Annotated in this window: 17 protein-coding genes; 11 read left to right on the top strand and 6 right to left on the bottom strand. The window is 69.0% G+C overall.

All coding sequences use genetic code 11. The features are described 5' to 3' along the window. A complete protein-coding gene (locus SYV04_RS00205; RefSeq protein WP_321543507.1) occupies nt 1–903 on the top strand; it encodes a tyrosine recombinase XerC in 903 nt (300 codons plus the stop codon). Nucleotides 904–913: 10 nt separating this feature from the next. On the opposite strand, the gene SYV04_RS00200 is transcribed toward SYV04_RS00205, so the two are convergent. Next, nucleotides 914–1516, bottom strand: coding sequence for a CAP domain-containing protein (locus SYV04_RS00200; RefSeq protein ID WP_321543506.1), 603 nt, complete (start codon nt 1514–1516; stop codon nt 914–916). A gap of 118 nt (nt 1517–1634) precedes the next feature. On the opposite strand from SYV04_RS00200, the gene hslV reads away from it, so the two are divergent. Genes hslV through SYV04_RS00180 form a run of 4 tightly spaced genes read left to right on the top strand, consistent with a single transcriptional unit; the run spans nt 1635 to nt 5828 of the window. Beyond that, nucleotides 1635–2162, top strand: a complete 528-nt coding sequence (gene hslV, locus SYV04_RS00195; RefSeq protein WP_321543505.1) for an ATP-dependent protease subunit HslV — start codon at nt 1635–1637, stop codon at nt 2160–2162. 12 nt (nt 2163–2174) lie between these two features. Then, nucleotides 2175–3569 (top strand): ATP-dependent protease ATPase subunit HslU, encoded by a 1395-nt coding sequence (hslU, locus tag SYV04_RS00190; protein ID WP_321543504.1) that lies wholly within the window; start codon nt 2175–2177, stop codon nt 3567–3569. A gap of 51 nt (nt 3570–3620) precedes the next feature. Beyond that, complete coding sequence (locus SYV04_RS00185) at nt 3621–4856, top strand: acetylornithine transaminase (RefSeq protein WP_321544452.1); 1236 nt, start codon at nt 3621–3623, stop codon at nt 4854–4856. Between the two features lie 30 nt (nt 4857–4886). Next, nucleotides 4887–5828, top strand: a complete 942-nt coding sequence (locus tag SYV04_RS00180) for a J domain-containing protein (protein WP_321543503.1) — start codon at nt 4887–4889, stop codon at nt 5826–5828. Between the two features lie 9 nt (nt 5829–5837). Here SYV04_RS00180 and SYV04_RS00175 read toward each other — a convergent pair whose 3' ends face one another. Genes SYV04_RS00175 through SYV04_RS00160 form a run of 4 tightly spaced genes read right to left on the bottom strand, consistent with a single transcriptional unit; the run spans nt 5838 to nt 9037 of the window. Further along, nucleotides 5838–6764 carry a hypothetical protein gene (locus SYV04_RS00175; RefSeq protein ID WP_321543502.1) on the bottom strand — a complete coding sequence of 309 codons (927 nt, stop codon included), beginning with the start codon at nt 6762–6764 and terminating at the stop codon, nt 5838–5840. Next, nucleotides 6761–7942, bottom strand: a complete 1182-nt coding sequence (locus SYV04_RS00170) for an SDR family oxidoreductase (protein WP_321543501.1) — start codon at nt 7940–7942, stop codon at nt 6761–6763. Before SYV04_RS00170 ends, SYV04_RS00175 begins: the two co-directional genes overlap by 4 nt. 23 nt (nt 7943–7965) lie before the next feature. After that, nucleotides 7966–8562, bottom strand: a complete 597-nt coding sequence (gene coaE, locus SYV04_RS00165; RefSeq protein ID WP_321543500.1) for a dephospho-CoA kinase — start codon at nt 8560–8562, stop codon at nt 7966–7968. A gap of 7 nt (nt 8563–8569) precedes the next feature. Further along, complete coding sequence (locus SYV04_RS00160; protein ID WP_321544451.1) at nt 8570–9037, bottom strand: hypothetical protein; 468 nt, start codon at nt 9035–9037, stop codon at nt 8570–8572. Between the two features lie 154 nt (nt 9038–9191). Between SYV04_RS00160 and SYV04_RS00155 the strand changes: the two genes are divergently transcribed. The 6 genes from SYV04_RS00155 to SYV04_RS00130 all read left to right on the top strand — a co-directional run bounded on the left by SYV04_RS00155 (nt 9192) and on the right by SYV04_RS00130 (nt 16677). After that, nucleotides 9192–9680: a multiheme c-type cytochrome gene (locus tag SYV04_RS00155; RefSeq protein ID WP_321543499.1), complete on the top strand. Its 489-nt coding sequence runs from the start codon at nt 9192–9194 to the stop codon at nt 9678–9680. Nucleotides 9681–9684: 4 nt separating this feature from the next. After that, nucleotides 9685–10323, top strand: coding sequence for a ribosome biogenesis GTP-binding protein YihA/YsxC (gene yihA, locus SYV04_RS00150; RefSeq protein WP_321543498.1), 639 nt, complete (start codon nt 9685–9687; stop codon nt 10321–10323). 67 nt (nt 10324–10390) lie between these two features. Continuing rightward, nucleotides 10391–12364, top strand: coding sequence for an NHL repeat-containing protein (locus SYV04_RS00145; RefSeq protein ID WP_321543497.1), 1974 nt, complete (start codon nt 10391–10393; stop codon nt 12362–12364). A 59-nt stretch (nt 12365–12423) separates the two neighbouring features. Further along, nucleotides 12424–14097 (top strand): DUF6178 family protein, encoded by a 1674-nt coding sequence (locus SYV04_RS00140; RefSeq protein ID WP_321543496.1) that lies wholly within the window; start codon nt 12424–12426, stop codon nt 14095–14097. A gap of 152 nt (nt 14098–14249) precedes the next feature. Next, a complete protein-coding gene (locus SYV04_RS00135; RefSeq protein WP_321543495.1) occupies nt 14250–15536 on the top strand; it encodes an O-antigen ligase family protein in 1287 nt (428 codons plus the stop codon). Beyond that, entirely contained in the window at nt 15526–16677 is a 1152-nt protein-coding gene (locus SYV04_RS00130) for a glycosyltransferase (protein ID WP_321543494.1), read from the top strand. The genes SYV04_RS00135 and SYV04_RS00130 overlap by 11 nt, the downstream gene beginning before the upstream one ends. A gap of 154 nt (nt 16678–16831) precedes the next feature. On the opposite strand, the gene SYV04_RS00125 is transcribed toward SYV04_RS00130, so the two are convergent. After that, complete coding sequence (locus SYV04_RS00125; protein ID WP_321543493.1) at nt 16832–17908, bottom strand: quinone-dependent dihydroorotate dehydrogenase; 1077 nt, start codon at nt 17906–17908, stop codon at nt 16832–16834. Nucleotides 17909–17920: the final 12 nt, after the last annotated feature.

The raw sequence follows: 17920 nt of genomic DNA, 5'->3' as shown, positions 1-17920 counted from the left end.
ATGGAGGAGCTCTCACCGCTGCTACAGAAGTTCCGCTCCCACCTCGAGGACGAGAAGGGGGCGTCGCCGCACACGGTGCGTAACTACCTGATCGATCTGCTCGACTTCGAGCGGTACCTGGTGGGGACGATGAAGCTGACGCTGCTTGCGGGCACGCACGCGGCGATTCGAGGCTACCTGGGCACGTTGGCGGTGGATCACGCCGCGTCGAGCCGGGGGCGGCGGCTGGCGAGCATCAAGTCCTTCTACAAGTACCTGGTGCGGCAGAAGCTGCTGTCGGCGAGCCCCGCCAAGCTGGTGAAGAGCCCCAAGCTGCCCAAGAGCCTGCCCAAGGTGCTGCCGGTGGATGAGGTGTTCGCCATCCTGGAGATGCCGTCGCTCAAGACGGTGCTGGGGCTGAGGGACCGGGCCATCCTGGAGATGCTGTACGGCGGCGGCCTGCGCATCAGCGAGCTGTGCGGGCTGAACCTGCTGGAGGTGGACCGGAGCGGGCGCATCGTCCGGGTGATGGGCAAGGGGAGCAAGGAGCGACTCGTTCCGGTGAACGCGCAGGCCATCCGCGCGCTGGAGGCGTACCTGGTGCGGCGCGGGGAGCTGCTGGCCACGCAGAGGGCGGGGCAGGACCCGGATGCGCTGTTCCTCAACTACAAGGGCGGGCGACTGACTCCGCGCAGCATCGCGCGGCACCTGGACGCGTACGTGGTGCGGCTCGCGCTGGCGCGCAAGGTGAGCCCGCACGCGCTTCGCCACTCGTTCGCCACGCACCTGCTGGGAGGCGGGGCGGACATCCGCAGCATCCAGGAGCTGCTGGGGCACGCGAGCCTGTCCACCACGCAGCGCTATACGCACGTGACGGTGGAGCAGCTGCAGCAGATCTACGACGCGGCCCACCCGAGGGCGTAGGCCGCCGCGCTCAGTAGGGCTTCTGCTTCACGAAGTTGCCCGGTGGCGCGTAGTTGCAGACCCAGAACTCCCAGGTGGGGAACTCCTTGCCGAACGGCGAGTTCTTCGTGCAGGTCTTCTTGGCGCAGCCCACGTGGGTGGTGTTGCGCCACACCAGCTGCGTGTAGTGGCCGCACACCTTGCCGGGCGCGCAGCTGTTCTTGGAGAGGTTGTAGTGGGCGGCCTCGGCGTTCCAGTCCTTCACCACGTCCTGCGTCTTCCAGGCGCCCGGGCTGGCGGCGGCCAGGTTCTCGCCCAGGGTGCCCCGGTGGGGGTTGTGCTCGAAGGTGCATTGGGCGGCATAGGCCTCCGCCGTCTTCGCGGCCTCCGCGGACCACTGGAGCGGGGGGAGGGCGGGCTTGGGCGTGGGCTTCGCGGCGGCGCGCGCCTGGTTGTGCGCCTCGATCATGTCCCGCGCGAACGCATCGGGAGGCGGCGTGCTCCGGGGAGGGGCGGCGGTCTTGGCGGGGGTGGAGGGTGCCGGGGGGCGCTTCTCCTTGGCTCCGGCGGTACATGCGACGAGGCATCCGGTGAGGCAGGCCAGGGCCAGATGGCGGTACGAGGAGACAGACATGGAGCCATCATTTCCACGGGCCGGCCGGAATTCAGCGCAATCGTCAAAGGTAGGAGGGCGGACAACCGGGCGCTCTCCCTTGGAAACCCGCTCTCCGCCTTGTTAAACCCCCGGAACCATGTTCCACGGAACCACCATCCTCTGTGTGCGTCGCGAGGGAAAAGTCGTCATCGCTGGCGACGGGCAGGTCAGCCTCGACAAGACGATCATGAAGAACACGGCCAAGAAGGTGCGCCGTATCGGCGATGGCAACGTGCTCGCCGGCTTCGCGGGTAGCACCGCCGACGCCTTCACCCTCTTCGAGCGCTTCGAGGCCAAGCTCAAGGAGCACCAGAAGAACCTCGCTCGCGCCTGCGTCGAGCTGGGGAAGGACTGGCGCACCGATCGCTTCCTGCGCCGCCTGGAGGCCCTGCTCATCGTCGCCGACCGGGACAAGACCTTCATCCTCTCGGGAGCGGGTGACGTGATCGAGCCCGATCACGGCATTGCCTCCGTGGGCAGCGGCGGCCACTACGCGCTGGCCGCGGCCCGGGCCCTCATGTCCCACACGAACCTGTCCGCCCGCGAGGTCGCCACGCACGCCATGGGCATCGCCGCGGACATCTGCGTCTACACCAACTCCCACGTCACCTTCGAAGAGCTCTAGGAGCCCCGCCCCGTGGCCGAGACCCGAAAGATGCCCGCCTTCACGCCCCGAGAGGTGGTCAGCGAACTGGACCGCTACATCGTCGGGCAGAACGCCGCCAAGCGCGCGGTGGCCATCGCCCTGCGCAACCGCTGGCGCCGCCATCGCGTCGCCGACGATCTGCGCGAGGAGATCCACCCGAAGAACATCATCATGATCGGCCCCACCGGCGTGGGGAAGACGGAGATCGCCCGCCGGCTGGCGAAGCTGGCCCAGGCGCCGTTCGTGAAGGTGGAGGCCTCCAAGTTCACCGAGGTGGGCTACGTGGGCCGCGACGTCGAGTCCATGGTGCGCGACCTGGTCGAGGCCGCCATCGCCCTGGTGCGCGAGGAGGAGACGGAGAAGGTCAAGCCCCGCGCCTTGGAGCAGGCCGAGGACCGGCTGATGGAGCTGCTCTCCGGCAACGCGCCCAAGCAGCCCTCTTCGCCGCCGCCATTTGGCTTCGCTCCGCCCCCGGCGCAGCAGCCCTCGCGGCTGGGGGACCACGAGCGCGAGAAGCTGCGCGCCCAGCTGCGCGCCGGCACGCTGGATGACCAGTACGTGGAGGTGGAGATGAGCGACAGCAACCCCACCTTCCTGCGCAACTTCACCGGCCATGGCATGGAGGAGGTCGGCGTCAACCTGCAGGACCTCTTCAAGAACCTGCCGGGCATGAACCGCACCAAGCGGCGCAAGGTGCGGGTGCCCGAGGCGCTGCAGCTGCTCCAGCAGGAGGAGGCCGGCAAGCTGGTGGACAACGAGCGGGTGACGCGCGAGGCGCTGGTCCGCGCCGAGTCCGCGGGCATCATCTTCATCGACGAGATCGACAAGATCGCCAGCCGCGAGGGTGGTAAGGGGCAGGGGCCGGATGTGTCCCGCGAGGGCGTGCAGCGCGACATCCTGCCCATCGTCGAGGGCTCCACCATCAACACCAAGTACGGCCAGGTGAAGACGGACCACATGCTCTTCATCGCCGCGGGCGCCTTCCACGTCTCCAAGCCCAGCGATCTCATCCCCGAGCTGCAGGGCCGCTTCCCCATCCGCGTGGAGCTGGAGCCGCTGAGCGGGCAGGACCTGGTGCGCATCCTTCGCGAGCCGAAGAACTCGCTCATCCGCCAGTACACGGCGCTCCTGTCCACCGAGGGCGTGGAGCTGAACTTCACCGAGGATGCGACGGCGGAGATCGCCCGCATCGCCCAGGTGGCCAACGAGCGCACGCAGAACATCGGCGCCCGGCGGCTGCACACGGTGCTGGAGCGCTTGCTGGACGAGGTGTCCTTCACCGCCAGCGAGATGGGGCCCAAAACCCTGAACATCGACGCCGCCTACGTGCGCGAGCGGCTGTCCGCCATCGTTCAGGACGAAGACCTGTCCCGCTACATCTTGTAGCCTGCCGACTTTCCCCGAGAGGTAAGAGCCTTGCAGACGCCCACCACGCCCATGAGCCCGACCCAGACCGAGGCCGCCCCCGCCACCCCGCGCACGCAGACCGAGGCCTGGATCGAGAAGGCCAAGGCGCACCTGCTGCAGAACTACAAGCAGCAGCCGATCGTCCTGGTGCGCGGCAAGGGCTGCCGCGTCTGGGACGCCGACGGGCGTGAGTACCTGGATCTGCTGGGCGGCATCGCCACGTGCGCGCTCGGCCACTGTCACCCCGAGGTGGTGGCCGCCGCCAAGGCGCAGCTCGAGACGCTCTGGCATGTCTCCAACGTCTTCTACTCGGAGCCGCAGATCGAGCTGGCCGCGCAGCTCACCGCGCTCTCCGGCCTGCCGCGCGCCTTCTTCTGCAACTCGGGCGCGGAGGCCAACGAGGCCCTGCTCAAGCTGGCCCGCAAGGTGATGAAGGACCGGGGCACCCCCGAGCGCTTCGAGGTCATCACCTTCGAGAACTCGTTCCACGGCCGCACCCTGGCCACCGTCACCGCCACCGGTCAGCCGAAGTACCACAAGGGCTTCGAGCCGCTGCCCGCGGGCTTCCTCCACGTTCCCTATGGAGACCTGGAGGCGGTACGCAAGGCGGTAGGCCCCAGCACCGCCGCCATCCTGGTGGAGCCCATCCAGGGCGAGGGCGGGGTGCGCACGGCGCCCGCGGGCTTCCTCAAGGGCCTGCGCGAGCTGTGTGACGCCAACGGGCTGCTGCTGCTCGTGGACGAGGTGCAGACGGGCATGGGTCGCACCGGCAAGCCCTTCGCCTTCCAGCACGAGGGCATCCAGCCGGACGCCATCAGCCTGGCCAAGGCGCTCGGCAACGGCCTGCCCATCGGCGCCATGCTGTGCTCGGAGGCGGCCGGCAAGAGCCTGACCTCGGGCACCCACGGCTCCACCTTCGGAGGCAACCTCGTGTCCGCCACCGCCGCCAACGTCGTGGTCCGCTACATCCGCGACCCGCAGGTGCTGCGCGACATCCAGGAGAAGGGCGAGTACTTCAGCGCCCGCGCCCGCGAGCTCCAGGCGCGGCTGCCCACCCTCATCAAAGACGTGCGCGGCCGGGGCCTGCTCATGGGCATCGAGCTGCAGCAGGACGCGGCGCCGATCATCGCCCGCTGCCGTGAGCAGGGCCTGCTGGTCAACTCCGCCGGAGAGAAGACCGTGCGCTTCGCGCCCGCTTACGTCGTCACCCGCGAGGAGCTGGACGAGGGCCTGCGTATTCTGGAGCGCGTCCTCACCCCCGCGTGAGCGGCACTTCGTGAGCAAGGATGATTTCGCATGCCTGAGTTGGTTGACCTCACGCCCGAGCAACAGAAGGAAATCATCGAGCTGGAGCGAGTGCAGGAAGGGCAGGATCACTTCGCCCTGCTCGGGGTACGGCCGGGGGCGTCCGCCGAGGAGGTGAAGCAGGCGTTCCACGACTTCTCCAAGCGCTACCACCCGGATCGCTTCGCCGACAGGAACCTGGGCACCTTCCGGGCGCGGATCGAGCGCATCTACCGGCGCGTGTCGGAGGCCTACTCCGTCCTATCCAATCCCGAGCGCCGCGAGGCGTACCTCAAGGCCCATGCCGCCAAGCGGCCTCCCACGCCGGCGCCGGGCGTGTCCCAGGCTCCGATTCCGGACGTGCCGCTGAAGGGGGACGAGGAGCGGCGGCCCGAGCGGCAGGCGCGGCTCGCTCGCCACCCGTACCTGGCGCACACCCATCGGCTCACCGACCTGCTGGCGCGAGGCAAGGCGGCCATGTCCAAGGGAGACTTCGAGCGCGCCTACGCGGATCTGAACCAGGTGGTGAACCTGGATCCGAAGAACCGCGAGGCCACCACGATGCTCGCCGAGGTCCGCAGGAAGCACGACGAGCAGCGCGGCAAGCTGGAGTTCGAGCGCGGCCTGGAGCTCGAGAAGCAGCACGACATCGCCAAGGCCCTGGAGTCGTACCGGAAGGCCTGCACGCTGGATCCGCAGAACGGGGAGGCGGCCTTCCGGGCGGCGCGGGCCGCCAAGGTGCTCGGCCTGGACTGGAACGAGGTGCGCATGCACGCGCAGCGCGCCGTGGACCTTGCGCCGGACAAGGTGCCGCAGCGCCTGTTCCTTGCTCAGGTGCTCCTGGATGGGAAGGCCGGCAACCTCGCCAAGCGCCACCTGCAGGAGGTGCTGAAGCTGGATCCGAAGAACGTCGAGGCCAACGCGCTGCTGCGCAAGTCGCGCTGGCCCTTCTGAGCCGGCGGCTCAGTCCGTGAAGAAGTTGAAGGCGTAGCTGCCCTCGTTGCCTTGAGGGGAGTACACGACGAGGAAGGCGGTGCCGTCGGCGGGCAGGTTGAAGTCGACGGTGGCGTTCTGTGCGGTGAAGAGCGGCTGGCGCAGATCGTTGCCCATGTAGACGGCCACGGCGGGCAGCGAGCGGTTGGGATCGAAGGAGAGGCGGTAGTTGCGGCTCCGGCTCCCCGAGAAGGTGAACCAGTCATCGTCGCGCGGGTACTCGAAGCGCCCGTTGTTGCTGGTCGGGGTGGTGGCGTTGAAGGGGTCGGCGTAGATGCGGGTCGCGTCCTCGGCGAAGTCGCCGTGGTCCTCCTGTCCCAGCGAGGCGAAGGTGAGCGAATAGCCCCCGGTGGCCACGGAGGGATCCACAGGGGAGTGGCTCACGCGGGCGAAGTAGTTCGCGGTGCTGTGCGCCTTGAAGTAGAGGTCCGTCCGGTTCGGGGCCTCGGAGGCGGCGAGCCACACACCGCCCTGGTCGAACACGTCCACTCGGGGCATCAGCGAGCCTTCCGCGCGCACGATGAGCGAGTAGACGTGGCCGGAGGTGCCGGCGAACTGGAAGAAGTCGTAGTCGCCGATGGGATCGATCGTCTGCTGGCGGGCAGGCCCGCTGTCGATGATCCGGGCACGCACCTGGCAATCATCCGGCTCGGCCAGGTCGCCCCCGTGCTCGGCGCAGTTGGTGGCGCTCACGGGCTCGCAGGCGCCATTGGGCCGCGCCAGGAAGCCCGCGTCACACAGGCAGCGGGCCTCACCGGCCTCCTCCACGCAGACGCTCTTGTTGGCGTCCTTGCACGGGCTGGGATCGCAAGGGTTGTCATCCCTCGAATTGACGGTACACGCGACCCCGTAGAGGGCCGAGGCGAGGACGAGCAGGGACGAGAGCGGGCGTTTCATGGCTGGCGCGAGGGACGGGTGTGGGAGGAGGTTTCTTCACTGCTGTGCGCGGGGGCGTGGTCGAGCGGATCCTCCACCTCGGTGCTCTCGCGCCGCTTGCGGTACTGCTCGCGCACGTACGCCACGAGCTGGTCCAGGTACGAGGACAGGGGAGGGCAGCGGATGCCCGTGCCGTCCAGCAGCTCCAGCGTGTTGTAGCAATTGTAGATGGCCAGGTGGTTGACGTAGCTGATGGCGGCGCGCTGGGGCCGGGCGAGCTTCTCCAGCACCGGCAGGCGCAGCATGACGTCCGCCGCCCGGGCCGAGAGGTTGAAGCGGGGCAGCTTCCGGTTGGCCTTCTCGGCGATGAGCTCGTACACCCGGCGGGCGCTCATCGGGTTGGGGTCCACGAGGTGGAAGGTGCGGCCCGCGCCGCGCGGATCCCTCGACAGGCTCCACACGGCGGCGACGAGGTAGTCCACCGGCACCACGTTGAGCGGCGCCACGCCGTTGCCCGGCAGCGGCAGCGGCACTCCCATGGGAGACGTGACGAGGAGGATGCCCAGGTAGTAGGGGCCCTCGAAGCGATCGATCTCCCCCGTGCGCGAGTCGCCCACCACCGAGCAGGGGCGGTAGATGGTGACGGGCATGGAGGCGCCCGCGCGCTGGACGATCTTCTCCGCCTGGTACTTCGTCTCCTCGTAGGGGTTGCGGAAGCCCTGGCCGCGGTCCAGCTCGTCCTCGGCGATGACGCCCACGCGGTCGCCCGAGACGTAGCAGGAGGAGAAGTAGTTGAAGCGACGCAGCCTGGTGCAGTCGCGCGCCAACTCCAGCATGTTGCGCGTGCCGTCCACGTTCACCCGCCACGCCGTCTCCTTCGGCGCGCTCAGGTGAGAGATGGCCGCCAGGTGGAAGACGTCCGTCACCCGCTCACAGAGCTGCTGGTACTCCTCGCCGGACAGGCCCAGGTGCATGTCCACCACGTCGCCGGTGAGCAGCTCCAGCTTCGCGCCCTTCACCCGCGCCGAGTGCTTCTGCGCCTCCTTGAGCATCTTGGGCTGCACCAGGGCGTAGATGTGGCCCTGGGGATCCTCGCGGGCGATGTGCTCCACCAGCCGCTTGCCGATGAACCCCGGGTACCCGGTGATGAAGTACGTGCCGGGGCTGGCGCCCTCCGCCTTCTTGCGCTTCTCGCTCATGGGCGGCGGAGCATACCCGGCAGTCAGCCGCGCGCGAGCATGGCCCGCCAGACTTCCTCCACCTGGGCCCGGGTGGAGGCCAGCTCCCCGGTGTTGTCGACAATCCAGGTGGCGTGCTTCCGCTTCTCCTCCAGGGGGAGCTGGGCAGCCAGCCGGGCTTCCGCCGCCTGGGCCTCCAGCCCATCCCGGACCATCAGCCGCTCCTTCTGGAGGGCGCGGGGCACCCACACCAGCACCACCCCGTCCATGCCGGCGTGCAGCCCGTTCTCGATGAGCAGCGGTGCGTCATAGAGGGCGCGCTCCACGCCCTGCTCCATGAGGGCCTGGGTCTTCTGGAGGAAGGCCTGGCCGATACGGGGGTGGAGCAGGGCGTTGAGGGCGGCGCGCTCGGTGGGGTCCGCGAACACACGCGCCCCCAGCTTCGCCCGGTCCAACCGGCCATCGGGGCCCAGGACGCCGGGGAAGCGGGAGGCCACCTCGGCCAGCCCGGGGGTGCCGGGCTCGACCACCTCGCGGGCGATGACGTCCGCGTCCAGCACGTGAGCGCCCAGCTCCCGGAACATCCGGCTCACGGTGCTCTTGCCGGAGGCAATGCCGCCGGTCAGCCCATAGAGGCGCACGGGCGGGCTACTTCGCCGCCTTCAGCGTGGTGAAGATGAACGAATGCACCGTCTTGCCATCCTCGTTGAAGAAGATGGCCAGCCCCAGCTTCTGGTAGAGGAAGTAGGTGCGGAACTCGTCCGTCATCTTCTTCACGTAGCAGGGGTTGGCGGGCTGGGGGCCGGAGGGGCAGGCCGGCCCGTAGCTGTTCTCGATGGTCTCCTTGTCGATGACCGGACCGGGGAACACATCGATGCGCTCGACGAGCTTGGTGGTCGGGTCCACCCGGAACTGGGCCTGGGTGGTGCCCTTGATGGCGCCCACGCCGAAGTAGGCGATGACCTCCTTGTTGTCCGTGGTGACGACACGGGAGGGCTCTTTGAACTTCTGGATCACCTCATCTCGCTTGGAGACTCCAGGCTCGATGCCCTGCCACGGCTTGGCGGCGGCAGGAATGGCGGTGACGAGCACGGCGAAGATGGCGAGGTTACGCAGCAGCACGATACGGCCTCCTACCTACCTGTCGGTTCCCTGACTCACGAATGGAGCTCGCGGTGGGGGCTCAAGCTACCTCATATAGGACGCTGGCAGGAGGGCTGCATTCAAGATGCCTTGCCCCGCCTGGGGGCCTCTGCTAGTTCCGCTCTCGATGCGCGCCCTTGGCTTCTGGCTCCTGCCCCTCCTGGTCGTGTCCGGCGTGGCCGGGGCCGCTGACTTCGTCGGCCCCGAGAGCTGTAAGGGCTGCCACCCCGCGGCCTACACCGCCTGGCAGCAGTCCAAGCATGCTCGCGCCGCCGACTCGCTCACCGAGTCGCAGAAGAAGGACGCGCGCTGCCTGTCCTGCCACGCGCCCGACCAGGCCCAGCAGAACGTGGCCAGTGTCACCTGTGAGACGTGCCACGGTGGTGGCCAGTACTACTCGCCCGGGTATGTGATGAAGGACCCGGAGCTCTCGCGCCTGGTGGGCCTCGTGGACCCCTCCGAGAAGATGTGCCGCACCTGCCACGACGCCTCCTCTCCCTCCCTGCGCCCGTTCAACTTCGTGGAGTCGCTCAAGGCCATCGACCACTGGTCGGCCGAGCGCGCCAAGAAGTCCACGCGCGCGGAGGCTCCCTCGCCGCCTCCGGCGAAGAAATAGTCGCGTGATCAAGTTCATCGACGCCCAGTTCGTCATCACCGCCGTCGAGCCCAAGGGCTATCCCCCCGGGCACTCCGCCGAGGTGGCCTTCGTTGGTCGCTCCAACGTGGGCAAGTCCTCGATGATCAACGCCCTCACCGGGCGGCGGAAACTGGTGCGCGTCTCCAACACCCCCGGGCGCACGCGCACGCTCAACTTCTTCGACGTGGACCTGGAGCGCGACGGCGAGCGCCACCGCGTGCGGCTGGCGGACCTGCCCGGTTACGGCTTCGCCAAGGCGAGCAAGGGCGAGCGCGCCTCGTGGGAGAAGATGATTACCACCTACCTCGAGAAGCGCGACCGGCTCGAGGCCGTGGTGAGCATCATCGACGCGGAGGTGGGACCCACCCCCGAGGATCTCCTCACGCTCGACTACCTGCAGGATAAGAAGCGGCGCGTGCTCGTCGTCGCCACCAAGATCGACCGGTTGACCAAGGCCAAGCGCAAGCCTCGCCTCCAGGCCCTCGCGCAGCAGCTGTCCCTGCCCCTCGAGGCAGTGCTGCCGTTCTCCGCCACCGAGAAGATCGGCGTGGAGGAAGTGTGGGAGACGCTGCTGAAGACTTTTAAGGGCGTCACCCGGCTGGGAGTTGACCCCGTCCGGTGATCCGCTGTTTCCTGGGTTCCGCGAGGGGATTGCCCACGCGGGCTGTCCGGGCGTTGGAGATATGCGTATGCGTCAGTACCTGCTCTTTGTGGCCTTTGCCGCGACCATCTACAGCGGCTGCAAGTGCTCGGATCCTCCGGGCGTGAAGCCGCCGTGGCAAGAGGGTCTCGGAAGCACTGACGGCGGGACGGACGGTGGCGGTGGCGGCGGCGGCAGGGATGGCGGTGGCGGCGGCGGTGAGCCGTACAACCCGGATTCCGGCACGAGCGTGGGGGTGGACCCCGGCGACTTCAACCTGGATGGCGACGGCGGCCTGCCCGGTGGAGGCAGCGAGAACGTCCAGACCGATCCCGAGGGCAACATCGTGCTGGGCGGTGGCCGCACGGAGCTGTCCTTCGCGTGGATCGCCAACAACGACAACAACACCGTGTCCAAGTTCGACACGCGCCCGTTCACGCTGTCCGATGGCGGCGTCATCCTCCGCGAGGTGGGGCGCTACCACGCGGCCATTCCCCTCGACGGCCGCCCGCGAGATGACGGCGGCGTCGGCTACCCCAACGGCCTGCGCGGCAATGACGGCAACAACCCGAGCCGCACCGCCGTGGACCTCTTCGGCGACGTGTGGGTGGCCAACCGCGCCCAGACGACCACGGGCTCGGTGACGAAGATCGCCAACAGCAAGCTCTTCTGCACGGAGCGCAATGGGGTTCCGGGCATCCAGACGAGCGAGGACAAGAACGGCGACGGCGTCATCAGCACCAATCCGGCCCAGGGGGAGATGATCATCCCCACGGACTGGAACGATCCGACGCAGTACGACGAGTGCATCAGCTTCAGCACGCCGGTGGGGCCGCCGGGCACGGGTGACGTCAAGGCGCGCGCCATGGCCATCTCCGAGGGCATCGAGGGCAGCGCCGGCGACATCTGGGTGGGCGTCCACATCGACCGCTCCATCATCAAGCTGGATGCGATCACCGGGCAGCAGGTGCCGCTGAACAGCTCCGGGTTGTTGAAGCTCACCCTGCCTTTCGGCCCCTATGGCGCGGCCATCGACAGCCAGCAGCGGCTGTGGGTGGTGTCCTCCAGCCTGGGGCAGGCGCGCCTGGCGCTCATCGATACGACCACGGGCTCGCTGGTGCGGGCCGACATCATTCCCCCGGGAACCTCCGGCTCCTACGGCATCGCCGTGGACGGCAGTGACCGCGTGTGGGTGGCCGGGTGGACCGCGGGCGTGAAGGCCTTCCGGTACACGCACCCGGTGGGAGTGGGCGCCACGCTGGGCACGTGGACGGAGTTCGACTTCACCAACGCCGTCAGCCAGATCAACACGAAGATGAAGCGCCCCCGCGGCATCGCCGCCGACGACCAGGGCTTCGTCTGGATGAGCTCGGACGTCAACAGCGCCAACGGCAGCGCCGCCCAGATCCTCGCCTTCAACGGCAACACCGGCGAGCTCAAGCGGTTCAACTACCCGGGTATGCCCACCCCGGTGGACTTCATCGACGCGACGCTGCCCTCGGGCGCCAACCGGACCCAGGAGGCCATCGGCGTGGGGCTCGACACGGACGGCCACGTGCTGATGAACAACCGCTCCGGCAACATGGTGCGCATCCACCGCGAGACCGGAGAGATCCTCCGCACGGGCCAGCAGAACGCGGGCCTCTATACGTACTCGGACTTCACCGGCTACCAGCTGCGCAACTTCACCGCGCCCCAGGGCAGCTACCGGCAGGTGTTCAGTGCGCCCGACTGCGGCATCGACGCCATCTGGCGCTACGTGGTGTGGGATGCCGTCGTTCCGCCCAGCACGTCGATCCAGCTCTTCGTCTCCGCCAGCAACGACATCAACGAGCTGACCAACCCGGCGCTGCGCAAGGGGCCGTTCACCACCTCTCCGGCGGACCTGCGCGCCGCGGGCGTGCCCAAGGGCCGCTACCTGCGCGTCGAGTTCGTCCTCAAGTCGGATGACCGCCAGTCCCAGGCCACGCCGAAGCTCAAGTCGTTCGACGTGAACTACGAGTGCGAGATCATCATCCAGTAGCCATCCATGCCGGGCGCGTTCCCCTCCCTGCCCGGGAGGGGGTGTGGTAGGCACGCGCCGTGTCCGAGAACGGCAAGGCAGAAGGCAAGGGTAACGGTAAGGACGCGCAGCTCGCCCGCAAGGAGCTGCGCCAGCGCCTCTCTCCGCTTCCACCCCGGAAGCGGATGGATGCGCTCATCGAGTCCCCCGAGGCACGCGCCCTGGTGCGCTCGCTGCCTCCCGAGGAGCTCTACACGACGATCCAGGAGGTGGGGCTGGCCGATGCCACCGAGCTCGTCCAGCTCGCCTCGCCCTCCCAGTTCCGCACCTTCGTGGACCTCGGGGGCTGGAAGCGGGACCGGATCGAGCCCCACGCGGTGCTCACCTGGATTCGCGCCGCGCGCGGGGACGAGCCCGAGGAGTTCATGCGCAAGGTCCACGGCATGGATCTCGAGGTGCTCGAGTTCATGCTGCGCGAGTTCACCCAGGTCTATGACCGAGAGGAGAACCCGGACGTCAACCCGGAGGGGGTGACGCTGGAGACGCCCGAGGGGCGCTACCTCGTGGAGCTCAAGGTGGAGGGGGTGGAGCAGGCCGCGCTGAGGGCGCTGCTCAACGACTTGATCGCCGAGAACCCCTTCGAGTCGGTGCGCCTGCTGGAGGCGGTGCGCTGGGAGATCCCCAGCGAGATGGAGGAGACCGCCCACCAGTTCCGCATGGCCCGGCTGCAGGACCTGGGCTTCCCCACGCTCGACTCCGCGATGAGCCTGTTCAGCCGCGTGGACACGGGGCCCGCGCCGGCGCGCGGCGCGCAGACGGCCCTGGCTCCCACCACGGGCCACGTGGACTACCTGGAGGCCGCCTTCCGCGCGCTGTCCGACGTGGAGCGGGAGAACGCCGAAGACGAGCTGCGAGGGGTGGCCAACGCCGCCCTGGTGGTCGAGCTGGCGGACCCCGGAGACCTGGACGCCGTGCGCCGGGTGGGGGAGATGGTGCGCGACTACCTGTCGCTCGGCCTGGAGCACCTCTCCGGAGGCGAGCCGGCTCGCGCCGCGGAGGTGGTGCGCGACACGCCTCTGAGGCGCGTCTTCCAGGTGGGCTTCTCGCTGACGCTGGCGCTGAAGTTCCGCGCCGATCGGCTGGTGAAGGCGCCGCTGCTCCGGCTGGATGACACGCTCCTGCTGCTGCCGGAGGAGGCGAGCGCCCTCGAGGCGCTGCGCCTCAAGCGTCCCCGCCGGGCGCTGCGAGTCCAGGGCGCCGAGCCGGTGCCGTTCCGCTCGCTTCGGGAGATCGCCGTCAGCGAGGCCCAGCTCGCGCGGGCGGAGGCGCAAGGCGAAGTCTTCCGAGGGCTGCTGGGGGGCACCGAGGCGACGGCGCGCGAGGTGTTGGCGCGCTTCGGCGTGGCGCTGCCCATGCTCGGAGTGGAGCGCCTCTTCACCGCCGCGGTGGCCATGGCCGTCCTCGAGGGCCGCGTGGACGTGCGTCCCGTGCCCCAGGGGCGCACGGTGGAGCTGGGCGAGCGGCTCTTCGAGGGCACCGCCCAGGCCCCGCGCCTGCGCTCCAGCGCCGCCGAGCGCGCCCTGGCCGCGCTGGAGCCCGGGGTGGCGCCTCAGGCTCACCCAGAGCTGCGTCGCATGGTGAACGCCGCCCTGGAGCGGCTGCTGGCCGAGCTCGGCGCGCCGTACCTCCAGGAGGGGCGCTTCGATCCCACCCTCGCGGTGATCCTGCCCATGGAGGGAGTTCCCACACCGTAAATTTTCCAGCCTCCCGCCCCTGAAAGGGCCCGGGGGTCCTCTGCAAAGCAGCGGATTTCCGGGCTTTTGCCCACGAGGATGACTGGCATGTCACCTGCTACGGCCCTAGGCGCACGCGTCTGTTTCGACGCGGAAGGATCCGGGAGGAAGGTATGGGTGTGGGCGAGCAGGGGGAGCAGCGGGACATCCTGGCGTTCTACGCGCTGACGGCCTTCGCGGCGGTGATGTACGCGGTGCCGGGCGAGTGGATCCCCGTGTTTGAACCGCTGCGGCTCGCGCTGCTGACGTCGGGGGTGGCTGCGGGGTTGATGGCGCTGCGCAGGCTGGGGCGCGCCGAGCCGCTTTACTTCGATGGCGCGCGAGGCCTGGCGCTGCTGATCTTCTCGGGGCTCGCGTTCGCCTCCATCGCTTGGTCCGTCCATCCCGATGTGACGCGCACCACGGGCATGGAGCTGCTCAAGCTCACCGCCATCTACCTGACCATCATCAACGTCATCACCACCGGCAGGCGTCTGGCGGTGATGTGCATCGCGATGGTGCTCGCCTCGATCGTGACGTCCATCGGCGTCATCGACTGGTACCGGGAAGGCGTGGATCTGGTGGAGGGCTTCCGCTCGCGCTGGGTGGGCGTCTACGCGGACCCCAACCACATGGCGATGAACATGGCGATGGTGGTGCCGCTGGCGGTGGCGTTCCTCGCGCGCAAGGAGTCCGGCTGGGTGCTGCGCGCCGCGTGCGGCCTGGCGGCCATCCTGGCGGTGGTGTCCATTGTTCTGAGCCACTCGCGCGGCGGCTTCATCGGCCTGTCGGTGGCGATGGCGGTGTGGGCCATCCGCGAGAAGCGGCGGCTGCAGGCCATCGTGGTGGGCGCCATGCTGGTGCTGGGCCTGGTGATGTTCGCACCCGAGAGCTTCTGGAAGCGCAATGAGACGGTGACCTCGTTCCACGAGGACGCCTCGGCCATGGGCCGCGTCTACGCGTGGCAGGTGGCTTCGCGCATCAGCCTGGACAAGCCGCTCCTGGGCGTGGGCGCTGGCAGCTTCCGCTTCGCGTGGCCGCTCTATGCGCCGCCCGAGGCGACGCGCGCCTACGTGGCGCACAACGTTTTCTTGGACGTCATCGGTGAGCTGGGCTTCGTGGGCCTGCTCCTGTTCCTCGTGTTCGCCGGAGGTGCCACGGGTGGCGCCTTCGAGGCCTCGAAGGACAAGGAGATGGGGTGGCTGGCGAGAGCCTTGGCGGCGTCGATGGCGGGTTACCTCGTGTGTGATCTCTTCTCGGGCTACATCCTGTCTGCGCACCTCTACGTGCTGTTCGGCCTGGCGGCGAGCGCGCATCGGATCGCCCGGGCACGAGTGGAGACGTCGATGGTGGTGCAACGGATGCCGACGACGGGCAAGGGCCCGACGACGGCTTGGGAGGGGTCAGGGCATGCGGCGTGAGGCGGAGGTAATGGGCGAGGCGCCCATTCGCCTGGTGCAGTTCACCCGGTCGTTCCACATTGGGGGCACTGAGGTTCAGGTGCTGGAGTTGTTGAGAGGCCTGCCGTCGAACTATCGGCTTCAGGTCTCGGTGCTGCAGGACGCGGGTCCGCTGGTGGGCACGCTCCGGCAGTTGGGGTTCACTCCGGAGGAGTTCCCGCTCAACGGTTCGTTGATGCGGCTCAACACGGGCAAGCAGATCCTCCGGTTGGCGCGCTGGTTCCGGCACAACCGGGTGGAGCTGGTGCATGTGCACGACTTCTACTCGACGATGCTGGTGGTGCCGGCGGCGAAGATCGCGGGCACGAAGGTCATCGTCGGCCGGTTGGACCTGGCGCACTGGCACGGCCCGGCGAGGCGTGAGGTACACGCGCAGTTCACCCGCATGGCCGACCACGTGGTGGCCAACGCGGAGGCCATCCGCCGGATGCTGGTGGAAGAGGAGGGCGTACCGGCGGATCGGGTGAGCGTCATCCACAACGGGTTGGACCTGCCGCGCTTCGATGCGCGGGCGCGCCAGGGGCTACAGGGGCCGGTGCCGGACACGGGCGGAGCGCCGGTGGTGCTGCACGTGGCCAACATGAACCACCCGGTGAAGCGGCAGGAGGACCTGCTGATGGCGCTGGCCACGCTGCGCCAGGAGGGGCAGCCGCTGCACGCCTTCCTGGTGGGAGACGGGCCACGCCGGCCGGAGCTGGAGCGCCGGGCGGCGGAGCTGGGCGTGGCGGACATCGCCCACTTCCTGGGGCATCGCGCGGACGTGCCGGCCCTCTACTCGCGGGCGACGATGGGGGTGCTCTGCTCGTCGGCCGAGGGCATGTCCAACGCGGTCATGGAGGGCATGGCCGCGGGGTTGCCCATGGTGGTGACGGCGGTGGGCGGCAACACGGACCTCATCACCGACGGGGAGCGCGGGCTGGTGGTGCGCCCCGAGCGCCCCGCCGAGATGGTGCAGGCCTTCCGGCGGTTGCTGGCCGAGCCCGACAAGGCCCGGGAGATGGGGGCCGCCGCGCGCGAGTTCGTGCGCCGCGAGCTGTCCCTGGAGCGCATGGTGCAGCGGCATGACGCGCTGTACCAGCACGTGCTCCGGCCCACGCAATAGGGTGGACGCGGGGACGTAATGTTCACGTGGAAGGCGTGGGCGGGAATAACTTCGGATTCAAATTAATTCTGAGCTAACGCAGAAGGGAGCGGTTTCCTCAGGACCGTGACCCGGGGCGCTCGCTGGTCAAACTCCAAGGGGCCAGCGAGCGCCCTCATTTTTTATGGTCCGCGCCCACCGCCTCGTGGACGGAGCGGAAACCATCGCGGGCCAGCAGCGGCCCCAGCTCGGCCAGGATGCGGCGCACCATCGCCGGACCCGCGTAGATGAAGCCGGTGTAGACCTGGACCAGGGTGGCTCCGGCACGCAGCTTCTCGTACACGTCCTGCGCGGTGAATACACCGCCCACGCCGATGATGGGCAGGGAGCCCCGGCTGCGCTGCCAGGCGCGGCGGATGACGGCGTTGGACAGCTCGCGCACCGGCGCGCCCGACAAGCCTCCCGCCTCCTTCGCCAGCGGGTGCTCGAAGGGGCGGGTCACCGTGGTGTTGGTGGCGATGAGCCCGGACACGCCGCACGCCAGGGCCACGTCCACCACCTCGTCCACGGCCTCCGGGGAGAGATCCGGGGCGATCTTCAGGAACAGGGGCTTGCCGGGCGCCACCTTCGCCATGCGCTGGGTGACTGACAGCAGCAGCCCGCGAAGCTGCTCCGGCTCCTGGAGCTGGCGCAGGCCAGGGGTGTTGGGCGAGCTGGCGTTGACGACGACGTAGTCCCCGTGCGGGGCCAGCGCGTCCACGCCCTGCACGTAGTCCTCCACCGCGTGCTCCAGCGGTGTGTCCTTGTTCTTGCCCAGGTTGACGCCCAGCGGGCCGGCGTACCACGTGCGCCGGCGAAGGCGTGAGGCGGCCTCCTGCGCACCGTGGTTGTTGAAGCCCATGCGGTTGATGAGGGCGCGCTGCTCGGGCAGGCGGAAGAGGCGCGGCTGCGGATTTCCCGGCTGGCCCCGCGGGGTGACAGTGCCGATCTCCACCGCGGAGAAGCCGCAGGAGAACAGGCCGTCCACCGCCTCGGCGTCCTTGTCCAGGCCGGCCGCCAGCGCCACGGGGTGCTCGAAGCGCAGGCCCGCCAGCTCCACCGAGAGGTCCATCGTGGCCCCGCGCAGGGCGCGGGAGCGCAGGGCGGCGCACAGCGCGGGGAAGGCACCGAGCAGCCGCAGCGCGAACATGCCCAGGCGGTGCGCGCGCTCCGGAGTCAGCAGGAAGAGCAGCGCGCGGATGAGTCCGTACATAAGGAGGAGGGC

It is taken from the genome of Hyalangium ruber (assembly GCF_034259325.1).
GTDB lineage: Bacteria > Myxococcota > Myxococcia > Myxococcales > Myxococcaceae > Hyalangium_A > Hyalangium_A rubrum.
This window is presented reverse-complemented; position numbering and strand designations above follow the sequence as displayed.